At 66.7% G+C, this 18,682-nt stretch carries 17 protein-coding genes; 6 read left to right on the top strand and 11 right to left on the bottom strand.

Annotated features, from left to right (window positions below; translation table 11 throughout):
- The first annotated feature begins 174 nt into the window (after window positions 1–174).
- Genes ACLJQE_RS01785 through ACLJQE_RS01775 form a run of 3 tightly spaced genes read left to right on the top strand, consistent with a single transcriptional unit; the run spans window position 175 to window position 2,840 of the window.
- Entirely contained in the window at window positions 175–1,107 is a 933-nt protein-coding gene (locus ACLJQE_RS01785; RefSeq protein WP_410637149.1) for a metal ABC transporter solute-binding protein, Zn/Mn family, read from the top strand.
- Between the two features lie 2 nt (window positions 1,108–1,109).
- The gene (locus ACLJQE_RS01780) at window positions 1,110–1,955 is read left to right on the top strand and encodes a metal ABC transporter ATP-binding protein (protein ID WP_410637148.1); all 846 of its coding nucleotides are present in this window, start codon (window positions 1,110–1,112) and stop codon (window positions 1,953–1,955) included.
- A gap of 3 nt (window positions 1,956–1,958) precedes the next feature.
- Entirely contained in the window at window positions 1,959–2,840 is an 882-nt protein-coding gene (locus ACLJQE_RS01775) for a metal ABC transporter permease (protein ID WP_410637147.1), read from the top strand.
- 84 nt (window positions 2,841–2,924) lie between these two features.
- On the opposite strand, the gene ACLJQE_RS01770 is transcribed toward ACLJQE_RS01775, so the two are convergent.
- Genes ACLJQE_RS01770 through ACLJQE_RS01760 form a run of 3 tightly spaced genes read right to left on the bottom strand, consistent with a single transcriptional unit; the run spans window position 2,925 to window position 6,636 of the window.
- The gene (locus ACLJQE_RS01770; protein ID WP_410637146.1) at window positions 2,925–4,133 is read right to left on the bottom strand and encodes a DUF445 domain-containing protein; all 1,209 of its coding nucleotides are present in this window, start codon (window positions 4,131–4,133) and stop codon (window positions 2,925–2,927) included.
- Between the two features lie 41 nt (window positions 4,134–4,174).
- Window positions 4,175–5,350, bottom strand: a complete 1,176-nt coding sequence (locus ACLJQE_RS01765; RefSeq protein WP_410638277.1) for a DUF445 domain-containing protein — start codon at window positions 5,348–5,350, stop codon at window positions 4,175–4,177.
- 59 nt (window positions 5,351–5,409) lie between these two features.
- Window positions 5,410–6,636: a DUF445 family protein gene (locus tag ACLJQE_RS01760; RefSeq protein ID WP_410637145.1), complete on the bottom strand. Its 1,227-nt coding sequence runs from the start codon at window positions 6,634–6,636 to the stop codon at window positions 5,410–5,412.
- A 115-nt stretch (window positions 6,637–6,751) separates the two neighbouring features.
- On the opposite strand from ACLJQE_RS01760, the gene ACLJQE_RS01755 reads away from it, so the two are divergent.
- Window positions 6,752–7,696 (top strand): hypothetical protein, encoded by a 945-nt coding sequence (locus ACLJQE_RS01755; protein WP_410637144.1) that lies wholly within the window; start codon window positions 6,752–6,754, stop codon window positions 7,694–7,696.
- Between the two features lie 326 nt (window positions 7,697–8,022).
- The gene (locus ACLJQE_RS01750) at window positions 8,023–8,673 is read left to right on the top strand and encodes a class II aldolase/adducin family protein (protein ID WP_410637143.1); all 651 of its coding nucleotides are present in this window, start codon (window positions 8,023–8,025) and stop codon (window positions 8,671–8,673) included.
- Here the strand turns inward: ACLJQE_RS01750 and ACLJQE_RS01745 are convergent.
- From ACLJQE_RS01745 to ACLJQE_RS01720, 6 genes are all read right to left on the bottom strand, one after another.
- On the bottom strand, window positions 8,670–9,323 hold the full coding sequence (locus tag ACLJQE_RS01745; protein ID WP_410637142.1) for an HD family phosphohydrolase: 654 nt from the start codon (window positions 9,321–9,323) through the stop codon (window positions 8,670–8,672). The genes ACLJQE_RS01750 and ACLJQE_RS01745 overlap by 4 nt on opposite strands.
- Window positions 9,324–9,396: 73 nt before the next feature.
- Window positions 9,397–10,035, bottom strand: coding sequence for a hypothetical protein (locus ACLJQE_RS01740; RefSeq protein WP_410637141.1), 639 nt, complete (start codon window positions 10,033–10,035; stop codon window positions 9,397–9,399).
- Between the two features lie 2 nt (window positions 10,036–10,037).
- Complete coding sequence (locus tag ACLJQE_RS01735; protein WP_410637140.1) at window positions 10,038–11,051, bottom strand: hypothetical protein; 1,014 nt, start codon at window positions 11,049–11,051, stop codon at window positions 10,038–10,040.
- Window positions 11,052–11,234: 183 nt separating this feature from the next.
- Window positions 11,235–11,816, bottom strand: coding sequence for a transglutaminase-like domain-containing protein (locus ACLJQE_RS01730; protein WP_410637139.1), 582 nt, complete (start codon window positions 11,814–11,816; stop codon window positions 11,235–11,237).
- A 73-nt stretch (window positions 11,817–11,889) separates the two neighbouring features.
- Window positions 11,890–12,495, bottom strand: coding sequence for a histidine phosphatase family protein (locus tag ACLJQE_RS01725; RefSeq protein ID WP_410637138.1), 606 nt, complete (start codon window positions 12,493–12,495; stop codon window positions 11,890–11,892).
- A 65-nt stretch (window positions 12,496–12,560) separates the two neighbouring features.
- Complete coding sequence (locus ACLJQE_RS01720; RefSeq protein ID WP_410637137.1) at window positions 12,561–12,914, bottom strand: hypothetical protein; 354 nt, start codon at window positions 12,912–12,914, stop codon at window positions 12,561–12,563.
- Between the two features lie 604 nt (window positions 12,915–13,518).
- Here ACLJQE_RS01720 and ACLJQE_RS01715 point away from each other — a divergent pair.
- Window positions 13,519–15,450: an AIPR family protein gene (locus ACLJQE_RS01715; protein WP_410637136.1), complete on the top strand. Its 1,932-nt coding sequence runs from the start codon at window positions 13,519–13,521 to the stop codon at window positions 15,448–15,450.
- Between the two features lie 735 nt (window positions 15,451–16,185).
- On the opposite strand, the gene ACLJQE_RS01710 is transcribed toward ACLJQE_RS01715, so the two are convergent.
- Both ACLJQE_RS01710 and rlmB read right to left on the bottom strand, forming a co-directional pair.
- Complete coding sequence (locus tag ACLJQE_RS01710; RefSeq protein WP_410637135.1) at window positions 16,186–17,619, bottom strand: MBOAT family O-acyltransferase; 1,434 nt, start codon at window positions 17,617–17,619, stop codon at window positions 16,186–16,188.
- A gap of 99 nt (window positions 17,620–17,718) precedes the next feature.
- Window positions 17,719–18,675 (bottom strand): 23S rRNA (guanosine(2251)-2'-O)-methyltransferase RlmB, encoded by a 957-nt coding sequence (gene rlmB / locus ACLJQE_RS01705; RefSeq protein ID WP_410637134.1) that lies wholly within the window; start codon window positions 18,673–18,675, stop codon window positions 17,719–17,721.
- Window positions 18,676–18,682: the final 7 nt, after the last annotated feature.

Genomic DNA, 18,682 nt, shown 5'->3' with positions numbered 1-18,682 from the left:
GGTTCAGATCGAATTCATGAAGAGACACCCCGCGTGGTCGATGTCTCGATCCGCACGCGCCCTTCGGCGCGTACACCAACCGGGGATTGGATGGCCAGGAAGTCATCCGGATGGGGTAAGGTGAATCTGACAACGGTTTCCATTAGCAATCATGCATGTCCAGGAGTGTTCTCGATGAGTTCCCGTCTTACGAGGAGCGCGCTCGCCGCCGCTTCGGCCCTGACCGTGCTGGCCGTTGCCGCGTGCTCCAGCAGCGACCAGCCCTCGACCGGGTCCGGGAGCGCCAGCAACGCCGCCGCGCAGCCCGCCTCGGCGGGCAAGATCAAGGTCGTCGCCTCGACCGACGTCTGGGGCAGCGTCGTCAGCGCCGTCGGCGGCGACAAGGTCGAGGTCAAGTCGATCATCCACGACCCGTCGGCCGACCCGCACTCGTACGAGACGACCGCGGACGACGCCCTCGCCGCGAAGGGCGCGCAGCTGCTGCTGTCCAATGGCGGCGGGTACGACGAGTTCTTCGGCAAGCTCACCGAGCAGGCGAGCAGCGCGAAGAAGCTCGTCGCCTACGACATCGCCGCGACCGGCGACGAGAACGAGCACGTCTGGTACGACCTGCCGGGCGTCGACAAGGTGGCCGACCAGGTCGCGGCGCAGCTCGGCGAACTCCAGCCGGCGGCGAAGCAGCAGTTCAGCGACAACGCGACCGCGTTCAAGGCGAAGGTCGACGCGCTCGAGAAGCGGCTCGAAGAGCTGGGGGCCGCCCACCCGGGCACGAAGGTCGTCGTCACCGAGCCGGTCGCGCACTACCTGCTGGCGAGCGCGAAGATCACCGACGCGACGCCCAAGGCGTTCTCGGACGCGGTGGAGAACGACACCGACGTCCCGGCCGACGCCGTCAGCGCGTACAAGCAGCTCATCGCGACCAAGCAGGTCAAGGCGCTGATCAACAACGAGCAGACGGTGACGCCGCTGACCCAGGACGTCGTCAAGCAGGCGAAGGAGACCGGGATCGGCGTGGTCGGCGTGACCGAAACGCTCCCGGCGGGTGTGGCGGACTACATTGGCTGGATGACCGGGGAAGTCGACGAGCTGGCTGGGGCGTTGAAGTAACCATGTCGCCCGCATCCGACGACGTACGCCCCGCGGTCCGGGTCCGCGGGGCGGGGCTCGCGTTCGGCCCCCGCACCCTCTGGTCGGGGCTGGACCTCGTCGTCGAGCCGGGTGAGTTCCTCGCCGTGCTCGGCCCGAACGGCTCCGGCAAGAGCAGCTTCCTCAAGGCGCTGCTCGGCATGCAGGACCTGTCCGCGGGCACGGTCGAGATCGCGGGAGGCCGTCCCGGTGGCGCGAACCGCAAGGTCGGCTACATCCCGCAGCAGCGCGCGATCGACGAGTCGCTGACGCTGCGCGGCGTCGACCTGGTGGGGCTGGGCCTCGACGGGCACCGCTGGGGTTTCGGGCTGGCCGGCATGGCGGCACGCCGTCGTCAGGTCGCATCGGCGATCGACGCGGTGGGGGCGGCTCGCTACGCGAAGCAGCCGGTCGGCCGGTTGTCCGGTGGCGAGCAGCAGCGGCTGCGGGTGGCGCAGGCACTGGTCGGCGACCCCGAGGTGCTGCTGTGCGACGAGCCACTGCTGTCGCTCGACCTGGCGCACCAGCGCGCGATCAGCGAGCTGATCGATTCCCGGCGGCGCGGTGACGGCACGGCGGTGCTGTTCGTGACCCACGAGATCAACCCGGTGCTGCCCTTCGTCGACCGCGTGCTGTACCTGGTCAACGGCCAGTTCCGGATCGGCAAACCGGACGAGGTCATGACGACCGAAACCCTGTCGCAGCTGTACGGCACCCGGGTCGAGGTGCTCAAGGTCGGCGGCCAGATCCACATCGCGGGCGCGCAGAGCGCGTTGTGCGAGGCGGAGCCGCACCACCACGAACACGACGTCGAAGAGCAAGTGGGCTGAGTCTTGGATCTGTTCGACTTCGGCAAGACCTGGGAGCTGATCACCGAGCTCGACGGCGTCCAGACGGCGTTGCTGGCGGCGGCGATCCTCGGCCTGGTGGCCGGCGTGCTCGGCCCGCTGATCGTGATGCGGCGGATGTCGTTCGCGGTGCACGGGACGTCCGAGCTGGCGTTCACCGGCGGCGCGGCGGCCCTGTTGCTCGGGATCGGCGTCGAGTACGGCGCCCTGATCGGCGCGGTGGTGGCGGCGCTGCTGCTGGGCATCCTGGGCGCCCGCGACGCCGACCGCGACTCGGTGATCGGCGTGATCCTGTCCTTCGGGCTGGGCATGGGCGTGCTGTTCCTGTCGTTCTACAAAGGACGGTCCGGGAACAAGTTCGGGATCCTCACGGGACAGATCATCACGATCGACTCGACGAACCTGACGTTGTTCGTGGTGTCGTCGGCGGTGGTGCTGGCGGTGTTGGCGGTGGTGTACCGGCCGTTGCTGTTTGCGTCGGTGGACCGGAACGTCGCCGTGGCGCGCGGAGTGCCCGTCAAGACCCTGACCGTGGTTTTCGCCCTTTTGGTGGGTATTTCGACCGCGTTGAGCGTGAAGGTCGTCGGCTCGCTGCTGGTGGTGGCCCTGATGGTGACGCCCGCGGCCGCCGCGGCCCGCGTGACGGCGTCCCCGTGGAAGGCGACGGTGCTGGCGGTGGTCTTCGCCGAGGTGTCGGCGATCGGCGGGATCGTGCTGTCCCTGGCGCCCGGTCTGCCGGTGAGCGCCTTCGTGACGGCGATTTCCTTCCTGATCTACGTGGTCTGCCGGGTGATCGCCTGGCAGCGCGACCGCCGCACCCGAGTCCGCGCGGTAGACCCGGCCCCAGACCTCATCGCAGCGGCCTAGACCCGCCACTTTCCCTAGGAAAGATGCATCCAGAGGTGCTTCAGACGCATCTTTCCTAGGGAAAGTGACTGTGCGAGTGCAAAGCTAGCCGAGCATCAGCAGGACTTGGAGTTCGCCGACGACGAAGCCGATCACGCCGCCGACGGCGATCAGCTTCCACTCGTCCTGGCGGAACGCCGGCCGCAGCAGGCCCTCGAACTCCAGCGGCGTCAGTGCCAGCATCCGCTGCTCGATCACCTTCGCGACGTCCATCGCTTCGGTGAGGTACCCCTCCGCGTACCGGGCCGTGTCCGGCAGCTGCTCCAGTGCCTTGCGGGCCGCCGCGTGCTTCATCTCGCGCAGGCGCGTGCCGCCCACCGTCCAGGCCAGCGGCATCTGCGCGTCGACCGTCTCCGACACCAGGTGCTCCACCCGGGCGGCCAGCCGGTCCGCGCGGGGGCCCCGCAGGATCGCGTCCAGCAGGTTCCGGACCGTCAGGACCTCGTTCGCGATCAGCTCGCCGTACTGCCGCGCCACCTCGGCCCGGCGGCGCTGGAACTTGCCCTGGAAGATCACCCGTCCCACGCGCACCGGCTCGCGTGGGACGAAGATCAGCTTGATCGCCAGCCAGTCGGTGCACAGCCCGATGACGCCACCGAAGATCGGCAGCACCCACGGCTCGCGCGTGAACGCCCACACGATCGTCTGCACGAGACCCAGCCCGAACCCGAAGTAGACGCCCATCCGCGCGATGAACGCCATCTCCGGGCGGGACGTTTCGCGGATCAGCCGGACCAGCAGCTTCTTGTCCCGCGTCAGCCGCTGGACCGTCATGTGCTGGACGTCGAGCACCTCGTCGAGGTTTTCGCGGACGTCGTCGAGGAACTCCCGCACCAGCCGCGGCGCCGACGCCTGGACCTGCTTGATCAGCATCTCCTGCGCGAGCGTCGGCATGACCTCCCACAGCCGCGGGTGGTGCTCGGCCAGCACCTCGCGCGCGATGTGGTCGACCGCGCGCAGCAGCGGCTGCTCCAGCTCGCTCGTGATGATCACCGGGTCGATCCGGCCCAGGACTTCGCGCAGGTCCAGCAGGTTCGCCGTCAGCAGCTCGGTCGCGACCGCGGCCATCCGGCCGCCGTGCTTCGGGACGACGCCCTGCCAGCCGAGCAGCGGCGGGATCCCGATGAACTCCAGCGGCTTGAACATCATCTCGATGGCGACGCGCTTGGTGACGTACCCGATCAGTGCCGCGACGAACGGCATTGCCGCGTAGAGCGGCCAATGCCGGGCGAGGTCGTCCAGGACAGCGTCCATTCCGGCCTCCCCTCGCGATCCCGAGATCGAAACCGTACCGGCTACCCGAGCAGGGCGAGCACCTGCAGTTCCCCGACGAGCCCGCCGATGACCGCGCCGACGGCGATGAGCTTCCACTCGTCCTGGCGGAACGCCGGCCGCAGCAGCTGCTCGAACTCGAGCGCGCTCAGCTTCTTCATCCGGTCGACGATCGTGTTGCGCACGTCCAGGGCGTTGATCGCGTAGTCCTCGGCGTGCCGGATCGTCTCCGGGACGCGTTCCGCGGCCTTCGCGGCCGCCGTCTGCTTCATCTCCTGGAACCGTTTCGTGCCGACGGCCATGGCGACGAACGGCTTGACGACACTGGCCTGCGCGTCGATCGTCTTCTGCACCTCGCGGGTGATCATCGCGAACAGCCGGTCGGACTTCGGGCCGCGCAGCACCGCTTCCAGGAGGTTCGGGATGGTGATGATCTCGCGCGCGATCATGTCGCCGTAGTCGGCAGCCACCTGGTCGCGGCGCTTCTGGAAGACGCCCTGCCAGGTGTCGATGCCGAAGAACCGGCGCGGCTCGCGCGGCAGGAAGATCATCTTGAGGGCCAGCCAGTCGGTGAGCCAGCCGATGCCGATGCCGAACAGCGGCAGCACGATCGGCGACTTCGTCAGCGCCCACACCACGAGCTGGACGCAGCCGAGCGCGAACCCGAACCAGATGCCGGAGCGGGCGATGAACCGCATCTCGGGCCGCGAGATGTCCCGGATCAGCCGGTTCAGCAGCGCCTTGTCGCGGACCAGGTTCGTCACGACCATGTGCTTGAGGTCGAGGACGTCCTCGATGTTGTCCGCGATCTCCCGCATGATCTTGGTGATCGCCTTCGGCGCCTCGGCCTGGACGCGCTTGAGCAGCAGCTGCTGCGCGCTGTTGGGCAGGACTTCCCACAGCCGCGGCTGGTAGGTCTCCATCACCTCGCGGGTGACGTCTTCGACGACCCGCAGCAGCGGCTGCTCGATCTCCTTCGCCACCTCCGCCGGGTCGAGCCGGGCGAAGATCTCCTTCGGGTCGACGAGGTTGGTCGTCAGCATCTCGGTGGCGGTGGCGGCCATGCGCTCGGCGTTCGCCGGCAGCACGCCCTGCCAGCCGAGGAACGGCCGGATGCCGACGAATTCGACCGGCCGGAACATCATCTCGATGGCGACGCGCTTGGTGACGTAGCCGATCAGCGCCGCGATGACCGGCATGGTGACGTACACCTGCCAGTGCGTGCCGAAGTCCACGCGCGCACGGTATCGGCACCGGATCAGTGCAGCAGGAGGAGCACCTGCAGTTCACCCACCAGGCCACCGATGACCGCGCCGACGGCGATGAGCTTCCACTCGTCCTGCTTGAAGGCAGGCCGGAGGATGCCTTCGAACTCGAGCGGGGTCAGCTGCCGCATCTTCGTGACGATCGTGTTCCGGACGTCGAGCGCGCCGGTGGCGTAGCTCTCGACGTGCTTCACCGTTTCGGGGAGGAATTCGATCGCTTTGGCGGCTGCCGCGCGCTTCATCTCCTGGTACTGCCGGCCGCCGATGGTCAGGGCGACCAGCGGCTTGGCGATGCTCGCCTGCGCGTCGATCGTGCGCTGGACCTCGCGGGTGACCATGGCGAACAGCTTGTCGGCGCGCGGCCCGGTGAGCACGGCCTCCATCACGTTCCGCACGGTGAGCACCTCTTCGGCGATGAGCGCGCCGTAATCGGCGGCGACCTCCTGGCGGCGCTTCTGGAACATGCCCTGCCAGCGGAAGACACCGAACCCACGGGGCTCGCGCGGGTAGAAGATCATCTTGAGGGCGAGCCAGTCTGTGACGAAGCCCGTGACGAAACCGAAGGCCGGCATGATCAGCGGCTCTTTCGTCAGCGCCCAGGCGACGAACTGGACGAGCCCGATCACGAACCCGAAACAGATCCCCGAGCGCGCGATGAACCGGAATTCGGGCGCGGCGACCTCGCGGATCAGCCGGCAGGTGAGCGACTTGTCCCGGACCATGGCGTTGATCAGCATGTCGTCGACGTCGAGGACGTCGTCGATGTTGGCCGAGACCTCCCGCAGCAGCCGCTTGACGACGGCCGGCGCCTGCGCCCGGACCTGGTCGACGAGCAGCCGTTGCGCCCGCGCCGGCAGCATTTCCCAGAGCCGCGGCTGGTGGGTCTCCATCACCTCGCGCGTGACCTCCTCGACGGCCTTCAGCAGGGGAGGCCCGAGCTCTTTGACCATTTCTTCCGGATCGAGCCTGGCGAAGATCTCTTTCGGGTCGACGAGGTTGCGGGTCAGCAGGTCGACGGCGGTGGTGGCCATGCGCCGCGCGTTCGCCGGGATGACGCCCTGCCAGCCGAAGGGCTTGATGCCGGCGAACTCCAGGGGCCGGAACATCATCTCGATGGCGACGCGCTTGGTGACGTAGCCGATCAGGGCGGCGATGAGCGGCATGGTGGCGTAGACGTGCCAGTGCGCCCCGATGTCCGCGAGGACCGCCTGTGTGTCCAAAGTGAACCCCTCACGTCGCGGCTCAGAATGCCATGCGTTACCGGGGGTTCCAATATCCGTGATGCATCCTTTTGGCGGTACGCGTCGAAGGTCCCTTGCTCATTAAGGTGGCCCGATGGCCGCGCCTGAGAAGCCCCAGTCCGCCCCGAAGACCGCCCAGTTCGCCGTGAGTGTCCGCGGCTACAACCAGCGTCAGGTCGACGAGCGTCTCGCCGAGCTGACCAAGGAGCTGCGCGAGACGTCCCGCAACCGCGACGACGCCGTCGCGACGACCTCGGACCTGACGAAGGCCCTCGCGTACGCGCAGAAGGAGCTGGCCGAGACGAAGGCCGCCCTGGCCAGGATGAGCTCGAGCCCGTCCGGCGCCGGCGCGATGGCCGAGCGCGTCCGGATGATGATGCAGCTCGCCGAGGAGGAGATCGCGGACCTGAAGTCGGCCGCCGAGGCCGACGCGGCTTCGACCCGCGACCAGGCGGACAAGTACGCGCACGAGACCCGCCGCACGGCCGACAAGCTGGCCAAGGACGCGGAGGAAGAGCGCGCCCGGTTGCAGTCGGAGGCCAGGGCCGAGATCGAGAAGCTGAACGCGGCGGCGGGAGCGAGGCGGGTCGAGCTGGCGGCGGCGGCCGAGCGCACCCGCAAGGAAGCGGACGCGGCGGCGGAGGCGGCAGCGGCGGCGGCCCGCGAGGAAGCGGACCGCAAGGCGGCGGACGAGCTGGCGGCCCGGAAGAAGGCCTTCGAGGAGGAGTTCGCGCGCAAGAAGCAGGAGACGGAGGCAGCGCTGGATTCGGCTCGGGCGTCGCAGGCTTCGGCGGAGCAGAACCGGAAACTGGCCCTGGACCTGCGGGCAAAGGTGGCCGAGCGAATCGCGGCGACGGACGTGGCAGTGAAGGAAGCCATGCGGCTGCTGGCGCCGGTGGAGGAGCCTGTCCCGGCGGAGAAGACCGCCACGGTCGGGGACCGCAAGCCGGCGCCCGCTCCTTCGGCGAAGTCACCGGCGGCTTCTGCTGCCCCGGGTGCTTCCGCTGCTCCGGCGAAGGCTGCTCCGGCGAAGGCTTAGAAGCCGGCTCCCTCGGCGAAATCTTCGGCTGCTCCGGCGGCTCCAGCGAGGGCTTGGTTATCCACATCGGCTCCGGTTGTCCACAGATTTCGGAAGCGACCGTTTTTGCAGGCCAGGGCCGGTAGACTGGACTTGGGACGCCCCCCGGGAGGGTGGGGGCCTGTGTGGGGCGGGGCCGGCACACCGCCGAAGCCGGCGCGATCCGGCTGCATGACCCGACGCCCCGGCAACCGTGGGCCTCTCCCGGACGGGGAGGTGGCCGGCACTCGGGGGTGGCTGGCAGGCTGCACAGCAGTTGCCGATCACCCACGAGACGGGACCTGTGCATGATCCTCGAGACCGAGCGGGCCGCCGTGTGTGCCTATGCGCGCCGGATGGTCGGTGATGGCCTGGTCGTCGGCACCTCCGGCAACGTCTCCCTGCGGGCCGGGGACCTGGTCGCCGTCACGCCCACCGGGGTGGCCTACTCGAGCCTCACCCCCGCCGACATCGCCGTCGTCGATCTCGGGGGGCAGGTCGTTGACGGCTCGCTCCGGCCGACCAGTGAACTGCCGATGCACCTGTCCGTGTACTGGGACGTTCGTGACCCGGACGGGGAGCCCGTGACCGCCGTCGTGCACACGCACTCGCCGCACGCCACCGCTGTCTCGACGCTCGTGCGGGAGGTTCCGCCCGTCCACTACATCGTCGCCACCATCGGGCCTTCGGTGCGCGTCGCGCGCTACGCCACCTACGGCACGCCGGAGCTCGCTTCCGCCGTGCTGGAGGCGCTCGAAGGGCGCCGTGGCTGTCTGATGGCCAACCACGGCACCCTCACCTACGGCGACGGCCTCGAGGCCGCCTACCACCGCGCCCAGCAGCTCGAATGGGCCTGCCGCGTGTGGCTGCTCGCGCAGAGCGCCGGCCGCCCCAGCCTGCTGCCGCCGCCCGAGGTCGCCAACGTCGTCGAACGGCTGCGGAGCTACGGGCAGGGCTAAGAAGCGACCGCGTCCAGCAGCTCGGCCACCGTCGGGTCGTCGACCGCCTCCTTGATGCACTGCCACAGCTGCAGGTTCGCCGTCGCCCAGCGCGAGTACGTCGCGGCCGCCTCCGGGTTGTAGAAGTAATAGCCCTCGTCGTGGACGTCGCACTGCTCGCCGACGATCTTGTGCGCGAGCTCGCGCAGGCTCAGGCCGTTCTCGCGCAGGTACCGGTGCGCCAGCACCACCGGTGTCACCGGCAGCGCCTTGAACAACGTGTCCGCGTCGCTCAAGGCCTGTGCTTCCAGGGAAATTTCCCGGCCGCGGGTGGCCATTTCCGCTTCGTCGACGATCTCGTCGACCCACCGCGCGATCCGCGGCGGGACGCCGCATTCGGCGAGGATTTCCAGCCGCAGGCTCCGGCCCGCCGCGGCGGGCGAGTTCCGGAGCACCAGGTAGTTCACGTCGTGCACCAGGGCGGCCACTTCCACCACCGCTTCGTCGGCCCCGTTGTGCCGGGCGAAGCCGGCCGCCTTCGCGCGGACGAAACTCACGTGGTGCCAGCCGTGGAACTGCAACCGGTCGGCGTACTGCCGGCAGAGCCGGTGGACCCTTTCTTCAACGGCACCGACGACGGCGTGGTCGATCGAACTTTCCTGCGTGCGCATACACCTCTCCCATCCCGGCCGTGGTGTTCAGACGGGTGGAGTAATGGTAAGCGCCGCTGACGCCGGTGTGTAGCTAGATGCGGTCGGCCAATTCCCCCAATCGGACCTCGACCGGAACGTGACGATGACCGATTCCGCTGGCCGGGTCGAAAGACAGGCTGAAACTGCTCACGGGGCGTGATTTCACGAGGAAAGTCATCGTTCCGTCGGCGGCTTCGGGGATCCGGTGGAATTCGTCGGCCAGCATGGTGGCGCACGCACCGGCCGCGCAGCGCGTCCGGCGGCGCAACCGCGCGGACGCGATCAGCCCGGTCCCGGCGTCGATCGTCGTTTCGTACCTTTCGTGCAGGTAGTCACCACGGAGGAGCGTGGTGCAGAAGTGGTACCTGTGGTTGTGCACGGAATCCGCGTACCCCTCCCGCCAGTCCTGCTGCGCCTTGTATTCGTGCAGCCAGAAGGAAAACGGGTCGGCCGGCGAATCGAGCAGGCACCAGGCGAAGTGGGTGGTCGTTTCGCGTGACGAGCGCAGGACCTTGGTGGCCTGCGCCGCGGAGAGCGCGCGGAGCTGCGTGCGCAGCTCTTCCCGCAACCCGGGCTGGGCGGCCCACGGCCGGAACCAGCCGTCGATCGTGCGCCACTCCGAGGCGAGCGGGAACCTGGCCGTGCGCAGGCGCGTGGCCAGTTCGGAAAGGGGGGACAGGCGGGTGAGCAAGGTCAGCTCCCTAGCTCGGCGACTGCGGAGAACTCCGCGCGGAAGGCGTGGAACTTGGCCTCCAGTTCGCGGAACTGCTCCTCGGACAACGGGGATCCGGTGATCTTTTCGAACAGCGCCAGGAAATCCGTCCGCGTCGTCGCGGACGTGATGCGGAAGTGGCGGCCGGTCCGGGACTGCGAGACGCGCACGAATTCTGCGCGTTCCATGTTGTAGAGGAAGGAACCTTCGGTGAATCGCAGGGACCGCGGGTACAGCTTCGTGGCGCCGCGGACGTCGCTGTAGAGCGACACCCACACGCTGTCGTCGAACATTTCGAGCCGGTCCAGCGGCGGGTCGGCGACCACGGTGATGTCGACCGACGCGCAGCGGCTGCGCGCCAGGAAGAGGCCGACGAGCCCGATCCGGATCTCTTCGTCGAGCCGGGTCTGGATGCGTTCGTAGTCGACGTCGGCCGCCTCGCGGCGCAGCAGGTAGCGGGCGCGCCCGCTGATCGAACTCGCGTCGCGCGGGTCGGCGATGACCGCGCGCAGTTCCCGCTCGGTGCGGGAAAGCAGCAGCCGAGCGGCCGCGTGCCGCCCGGAAAAGCCGCGGAAGAAGTACTGCCGAGTCGCGTCGAGGTCGGCCATCAGCGCGCGGTTGAACGCGGGGTCGGGATCGGTCGTCGCCTCGAACACGTCGGTGGGGAAGAACTCCTTGTTCAGCGCGCGGTATTCGGCGCTCAGGTCCTCCAGCGCGCGCCGGCTTTCCTCGATCACCGGTGTCACGAGCGCCTTCTGCGACGCGCTGGCGGTGATCAGTGTCTGCCCGAAACCGACGATCGCGGAGATCAGGGTGCCGGTGCCGAGCGACGTCACCAGGTTCTTCCCGGTGCCGGGGTCCATCAGGCCGGCGATCCACAGGCTCAGGCCGGCGACCACGACGAGCACCGTGAGGAGCAGGCTCGTCCTGGTCCAGAAGATCTCTTGCAGTGGGGTACGGCGGAGGCGTCCGCCAGCCGCGGCCACGTGCTTCACCTCCCTCGAGCCACCCGAACGGACGTATGCGTAAAGTGTCTGTTCGAGCGCGGGGAGTCACTTTACGCGCCTACTGGGGCGCGCGAAATAAGAAGTTCGGGGGACAGGACTGACGGACAGGCGTCACTCTCGGCAATAATTCACCGAGTCGATCAGTTTCCCGAAAATGTGGGAAAACCATGATCAAAGCGTGCGTGGCAGGTCCTTTTCGTACCAACCGGGGCCCGGCTCGGCGGTCATCAGGAAATCCACCACGACCGGCGCGGGTGCCGGGTGGATCTCCGGGTGATCGCGCTCGCCGCGGGCGGGGTCGACCGGCCAGGCCAGTTTTTCCGCATCGAGCGAAAACTCGCCACCGGCGCCGGTGCGGTTGCCGCGGGCGTCGAGCCGGGACCACTTGCCGTGCAGGTACACGGCATTCAGCCCGTGCAGCGCGGAGAGTTCCTGGTAGCAGAATCCGGCCGGAATCCCTTGTGCCCGCAGCAAAGCGGCGAGCAGGTGGGCTTTGGCGTGGCAGATCCCGACGCGCTCGCGAAGGACGTCCGACGCCCGCCAGGTGACCCTCGGGTCACCGGCGTCCATGACGTGCTCGACCTCGTCCCGGACGAAGAGGAAGGCGGTTTTCGCGGCTTCCACGGGATCATCGCCGGCGAGCCGCCAACTGTCGGCCAGTGCCCGGATCGACGGGTGCTCGTGATCGACGACGGTGTCGGCGGCGAGGTAGTCGCTCGGCCGATCGGACGTGGGCGTTGGCGCGCAACTCATCCACGCATCCTGACAGGCTGGGCCATTCAGGCGAGACCGGTTTTCGGGGGTGGTGACGCTTCGCGTTCGTCAATCACGGAACGTAAAAGTCGGGTGGGAAGCCGGTCCAGCGCAGCTCGGCGGGGAGGTGACTCAGGTCGTTGAAGGTCAGCAGCGCCGCGGGGCGTCCCGGCGAGTAGCGGATGACGGTCAGGCCGGCGTGGGCGTGGGTGAGGGTGAGCCACCGCCACGGCGGCGCGTCCTGCGACGCGCGAACGAGCCAGCCGACGAGGAAGTTGTGCGTGACGAGCACTTCGTACCGCGGCTCGCTGCCCGGCACGGGCCCGCTGAACCGCCGTTCGGCTTCGGCGGCCAGGTCTTCGTCGGACGGCGGGAACTGGCGGGCGAAGGCCAGCAGGAGGTCGCCGGAGGTCTCCGGGAGCTCCTCGCGCTTCGGCGTGTACGGGACGAAGTCGTCGGCCGCTTTGTCGACCTGGACGGGGACGCTTGGGAGCTGATCGGCGATGAGGTGGGCGGTCCGGGTGGCGCGCGGGAGGGGGCCGTGGTGGATCGACGTGACCGGGACGTCGCGGAGGCGGCGTCCGAGGAGGACGGCTTGTCGTTGGCCGGCTTCGGTGAGTCTTCCGTCCGGTCCCGCCTCGGCGTGGCGGGTGAGGAAGAGGTACCGCGTGGTCAGCACGGGGCCAGGCTTTCACGCTTGGGCCGTTCGGGTGAGCGGGTTGAGCGAATCCGTCCGGGCCTGGCTCAGCCGACGGGCACGAGGGTGCCTTCGGGGCGCTGGCCCGGGGCGAACTGGGCGACCAGCCGGATCGGTGCGGGATGCGGTGACAGGACCAGCGAGGCGAACGGGGTGATCGTGTGCTCGCGGCCGCTGTTCGTCTGGAGGTGGACGCTGACGTGGACGTTGCGGTCGGCCGGGATTTCGAAGGACACCGAGCCCCAGGAAACGATGTACTGGCGGCCGTCGATGCTGGCTATCGGCGCGTAGGCGCGGACCGTGTGGCCGAGGTGGGGGATCTCGACGGTGAGCAGGCGGCGGGGGCCGTCGTGGTTGTCCACGTAGGGGATTACGCCGGGGACCTTGGACAGGTCGGTCATTCTCTGGGGTTCCTTGTTCGGACGGTGCGGTTCCCCCGCCGGCCCGGACACCGGATTGTTCAGCGGCCGCTGATGCGGCTGTCTATCGGGTCCGCAGGGGGGTGGTGGGTTGTTTCGTGTGGTCGTTCGTGTGTGGTTAGAACTGGTAGTACAAGGTACGGAACGGCCCTCGACCTGCGGTTCGTTGCCTAGATCATGCTGCCAGGCCGTCATCAGGCCGTGCAGGGGGCTCCGCCGGACGCCGAGCACGTTGTCGACGGCCCGACGGGTCCGATCCTTGCTCGACGGCACGAGGTGCGTGTACGTCCGAAGCACCTGGGTCGTGACTCCAGGCGTCCGGCAGATCCTCGTGACCCTAGGCCACTCCCCAACGACTGCAGTCGTTGGCCGCAGCACTGAAATCACTTGCCTAAGACTCCAGTTGTAGATCGTGATCTTGCTGCGGCTGCGACGGGGCTCTCTGACGGGGCTTTGTCTGTGGCTGGCCAGGCGCTAGGTTGCGGTCGTGATCACTGGCGCGGTGCCGGAGGCTGTTCAGCGTGTGGTCCTTGTCGAGGAGGTGCTCCCACCGCAGCCGCTACCGTCGCCAAGCAGCCCTTCAACCATGAAGATCACGATCTGCGGCTGGAGTACTAACGAGTCGCTGAGCCGGTGGAGCGGGCATCCTATCGATGTCACCCAAGCGGTGGGTTGTTACCGTCCACGGCCAACCAGTAACGCCGTATCGATCGGATGCGACCTTCAAGAGTCGAGTGTCGTCGAACGTCAGGTGTCGAGTATGGGCTCCCCAGCTGCAGCCGCATTAGAAACGCGCGATGATTTGCTATCTTATGGTCGGGGAAACGCGATTATACTGTTCGCTCTACAATTGCGATTCAGTATCGATGATATCGACGCTGTGGCTGCGGCGTCGGTAACCGACGGGTCAAACGACAAGAAGTGCGACGTTGTTTACGTCGATCGGGGCGAAGGTCGTGTGGTAGTTGCGCAGGGGTACGCTACGAATAGGTCTTCTGGTCAAGAGGCGCCCGCAAATAAGGCGTCTGACCTGAATACAGGAGTGAACTGGCTCCTGGCGGCCGATCTCGATACTCTGCCCGAACAACTTCAATCAGCGGCGATCGAGGTTCGCTCTGCGCTTCAGGCGGGGGAAATATCGGATTTTCAGATTTGGTACTGCCACAATATGAAAGAGTCGAAGAATGTTGCTGCCGAGCTAAATCAAGTGGTCGCCGCTGCCGACAGTTTGCTAAAACGCTATTTTCCGGCGGCAAATCTGGCGGTGTCGGCCGAAGAGATCGGAAAAAGCAAGCTCGAAGACATATATTCTCGCTCTGGCAGTACGATCCTGGTGACAGATGAATTCGTCCTCGATGTCGACGGCGGTTTCGAGGCGAATGGATCCGACTGGTCCGCATTCTGCACTTCAGTAAATGGTCGATGGCTTCAGCAACTTTGGCGGGATCATCAGGCTGATTTGACATCTCCGAATGTTCGAGAATACCTCGGTATCGTGAGAACTGAGGCAAATATCAACAATGGAATGAAAAGTACCGCCACGCGAGAACCTGATCGCTTTTGGATTTACAACAATGGTCTCACTATTCTTGTTAATGACTATCAAGTTAATCGCAGAAAGAATGGCTGGAAGCTGAAGATTTCGGGTATTGGGATCGTAAATGGTGCACAGACGACTGGGTCAATAGGCACTCTGCTGGAGGGGCAGTCAGAGCGGCTTGATGATTTGCAAATTATGGCTCGATTTGTTCGCTGTCAAAATGCTCAAGTTCTATCGGATATTGTCAAGTACAACAATACTCAAAACAAAGTTGAGGCTGCTGACTTCAGAAGTAAGGATCAAACTCAAGATCGTCTACGTGCAGAATTTGACGAGATCCCGGATGCGGACTATCGAGGTGGTCGACGAGGTGGAGTTCGTGACGCCATATCTCGCAGAAAGTTCTTGTTGCCTGACCGTGCGGTCGCCCAATGCTTGGCAGCATTTCACGGAAAACCAAATCTTGCCTACAATCAAACTAGAAGAATCTGGGAAGAAAACAAGGTATACGCTGAAACGTTTAGTGACCAGGTGTCAGCCAGGCATATAGTATTCGCATACTCGCTAATGCGGGCAATCGAGGATAAGAAAAAAGAGCTAGTCCTGCTTCCGGCAGAGGGTCGTACTCAGCACCAAGATCGACAACTGGAGTACCTCAGGCGCCGCGGTTCTATTACCTTGTTTGTTTCGGCTGTAGCCGAGTGCCTTGAAACTATCCTCGATGCTCCGCTGCCGAATCGATATCAGCTGCGCTTCCGGGCAAATCTTAGTCCTGCTGAAGGGATGTTGCACTGGCGAAAGCTTTTGAACTCACTCTTTCCGTTTGTTAATCAACTTAGCGGCGCGGTCGACAACAACCTGCAGAGACAGGATCGCGTGACTGGAGCCCTTGGTCTATTTCAATCTATGGTAGAATCGACAGTTGAAGCAAACAGGGCACAATTTACCCAATTCGCTAAACTGGTGGCAACCACTTGACCTTCAGTGTTGTAGGTGGCTTGCCGGTGAGACTCCCGGGGAGCGCCATTTAATGTACGCCCGTTCGAAATTTAGGATCTATCGAACGGGGTAGGGGTATACCGTTCTGTAGCTTCCGATCTGCGTCCGGATGCTCGACGACTCCAATCATGTCCAGGTAATTGTCTCTGAGATGCGGAGAGATGGTTCCCTGAGTCGGACGTCTACTGACTCACGCGTGGACTCCTCGAAGATATGCGTGCGCAGCAGCTTGTCCGCGAATGACGTGCTCCGCTTCGCACCAGTTGGATCCTTGTACTGCATCGGCAGCGCGTCCCGATGCAGTACATCCGGACTTCTCAAGGCGCACCGCCGGAGGCGGCACACCGGTCACCTTGCGTTGGCGGGCTCCGGCCCGTCCGACACGGACGGCCTGCCACGCCGCTCCGGCCGCCGGTCGCGGGCCGAGCCCGCCGAGCGCAGCCGAGTACAGCGCGCCGCCGAGAGACCCCTCGGCTCCAGAAGGCCAGCGCGGGGCAGTTGGCCGGCTACTCGACGTTCTGTCACCAACCCCACCCGACCCGAACGACGGCCGCTGAGGATGGCTGCGTATCGGGACGATGGGGGAGGAGTGGTCGAGGCCGCTCAGGCCGTCTCTAGGCCGTCCGACGACAGGCACCGGCGAGAAGTCCGGAGAACCGCAGGTAGAAGAAGGCGATTCAAGCCATCAAGGCGCCACCCGTCCAGGGAGCGGCGTCAGAACTGGTAGTACAGGAAGGGGCTGAACGTTCCTGTTGCGATCAGGATTGCCGCGTACAGGAGGCCTACCGTCATCACTCCGATGCGCAGGGCCGTTGCCGGGCGGCTGCGGGAGGACTCCAGCAAGGGGCCCGTCACCGGGTGGGCCGGGAGCAGGAACACGGCCAGTGCCGCCAGGAGGAGGACCAGGCGCTGGTTCGTGAAGGCCTGCTCCACGCTTGCTCCCAGTCCTTCGAAGTCGGGGATCAGCATGTGGCCGAGCATGGACAGGGCGTGGCCGATGTCCGGGGAGCGGAAGAACACCCAGCCGATCACCACCAGCAGCATGGTCAGGGTCCTGCGGAGGTAACGCTTCCAGCGCTGGGGTGGGTCCAGGTCCAAGCCGAACCGGCGCTCGATCACCAGGAGGGCTCCGTGGTAACAGCCCCACACCAGGAACGTCCACTGGGCTCCGTGCCAGAAGCCCGTCAGGACGAACACTATGCACAGGTTCCGGTACGTGCGCGCCGCTCCTTGGCGGTTGCCGCCCAGGGGGATGTACACGTAGTCGCGGAACCAGCGGCTCAAGCTCATGTGCCAGCGGCGCCAGAACTCCGTGATCGTCACCGCGGAATACGGTCTCGCGAAGTTCTCCGGGAGGCGGAAGCCCAGCATGCGGCCGAGGCCGATGGCCATGTCCGAATAGCCCGAGAAGTCGAAGAACAGCTGGAGGGTGTAGGCGATCGCGCCGAGCCAGGCCGTGGCGAACGTCATCTGGTCCGGGGGGACCTTGAAACACGCGTCGACCAGTGGGCCCAGCGAATCCGCGATGATCGCCTTCTTGCACAGCCCGAGCGCGAACCGGGGGAAGCCCGCCGCGATGTCGTCCAGGCGGTGTGACCGCTGCTGGGGGAGCTGGTCGGCGATCTCGCGGTACCGGACGATCGGGCCGGCCACCAGCTGCGGGAACATCGCGATGTACGCCGTGAACGCCACCGGGTCGCGCAGGGCCTGGCGCTCGCCCCGGTAGATGTCGACCACGTACGAGATGTGGTGGAACGTGTAGAAGGAGATCCCGATCGGGACCACCAGGCTCGCCACCGGCACGCTGCCGCCGAACCAGTGCGCCACCGCCGCGATCTGCTGCGTCGCGAACCCCGCGTACTTCCAGATCAGCAGCACCGCGACGTCCAGCGACACCACCGCGATGAGGATGCGCCGCCGCCGGACGCCGTTGACGTCCCACGGGCTCGGGGCCAGCAGCGGCCCGGCCAGGAAGTTGACCACCATGCAGCCGAGCAGCAGGAGCACGAAGCCGCCGGCGCCGATCGTGTAGAACAGCAGGCTGGCGACCGCGATGATGCCGTTTCGCCAGCTCCGCGGGCACACCAGCACGGCGATGAGCACCGCCGGCATGAAGTACCACAGGAAGAGTGGCGAAACGAACGACATCGGTGGTCAGGTCCCCTCGGGTTTATCCGAGGGTGACCTTAACCCGAGTGGGTGGTGCCTGGTCGCGAAGGTGCCCGGCCTGACGGCCGCGGAGCGTCCTCAGACCCGGCCGGCGGCACGGCGGCGCCGCGCCACCTCGGCGAGCAGGACGCCCGCCGCCACGGAGGCGTTGAGGGACTCCACGCCCGCCGCCATCGGGATCGACACCGTCGCGTCGCACGACTCGCGCACCAGGCGGGACAGGCCGCGGCCCTCCGAGCCCAGCACGATGACCAGCGGGTCCGCCGCCAGCTCGAGCTCGTCGATGTCCACCGACCCGTCGGCGTCCAGGCCGACCAGCATCAGGCCGTCGTTCGCCCACGCCTTGAGCTGGCGCGTCAGGTTGGTCGCCACCGCGATCGGCAGCTTCGCCGCCGTGCCGGCGCTCGTCCGCCACGCCACCGCCGTCATGCCCGCGCTGCGCCGCTCCGGGAGCAGGACGCCGTGCGCGCCGAACGCGGCCGCCGAGCGGATCACCGCGCCCAGGTTCCGCGGGTCGGTGACGCCGTCGAGCGCGACGAACAGCGGTACCTCGCCCGAGTTGCGGGCCGCCGCCATCAGGTCGTCCGGGTGGGCGTACTCGAACGGCGGGACCTGCAGGCCCAGGCCCTGGTGCACGGCCCGGTTCGTCTTGCGGTCCAGCTCCTCGCGCGGGATCTCCAGGATCGAGATGCCCTTGTCGCCCGCGAGCCGGACGGCGTCGTTCACGCGGTCGTCGATCTCGATGTTCAGCGCGACGTACAGCGCGGTCGCGGGAACATCCGCGCGCAACGCCTCGACCACCGGGTTGCGCCCGGCGATCAGCTCCGGCTTGTCGGCCTTCTTCTGCCGCGCCTGGTCGCGCTTGGTCGCCGCGTTGGACGACCGGTAGGCCTTGTGCCCGGGACGGTCCTCCGCCTTCGGGGTCGGGCCCTTGCCTTCGAGGGCCTTGCGGCGCTGACCGCCCGAGCCGACGACGGCACCCTTCTTGGTGCCCGTCTTGCGGATCGCGCCCTGGCGCCGCGAATTGCCTGCCATGGTGAAA

Origin of the sequence: Amycolatopsis sp. lyj-346, from assembly GCF_046548975.1 — a bacterium.
Taxonomy (GTDB): domain Bacteria; phylum Actinomycetota; class Actinomycetes; order Mycobacteriales; family Pseudonocardiaceae; genus Amycolatopsis.
This window is presented reverse-complemented; position numbering and strand designations above follow the sequence as displayed.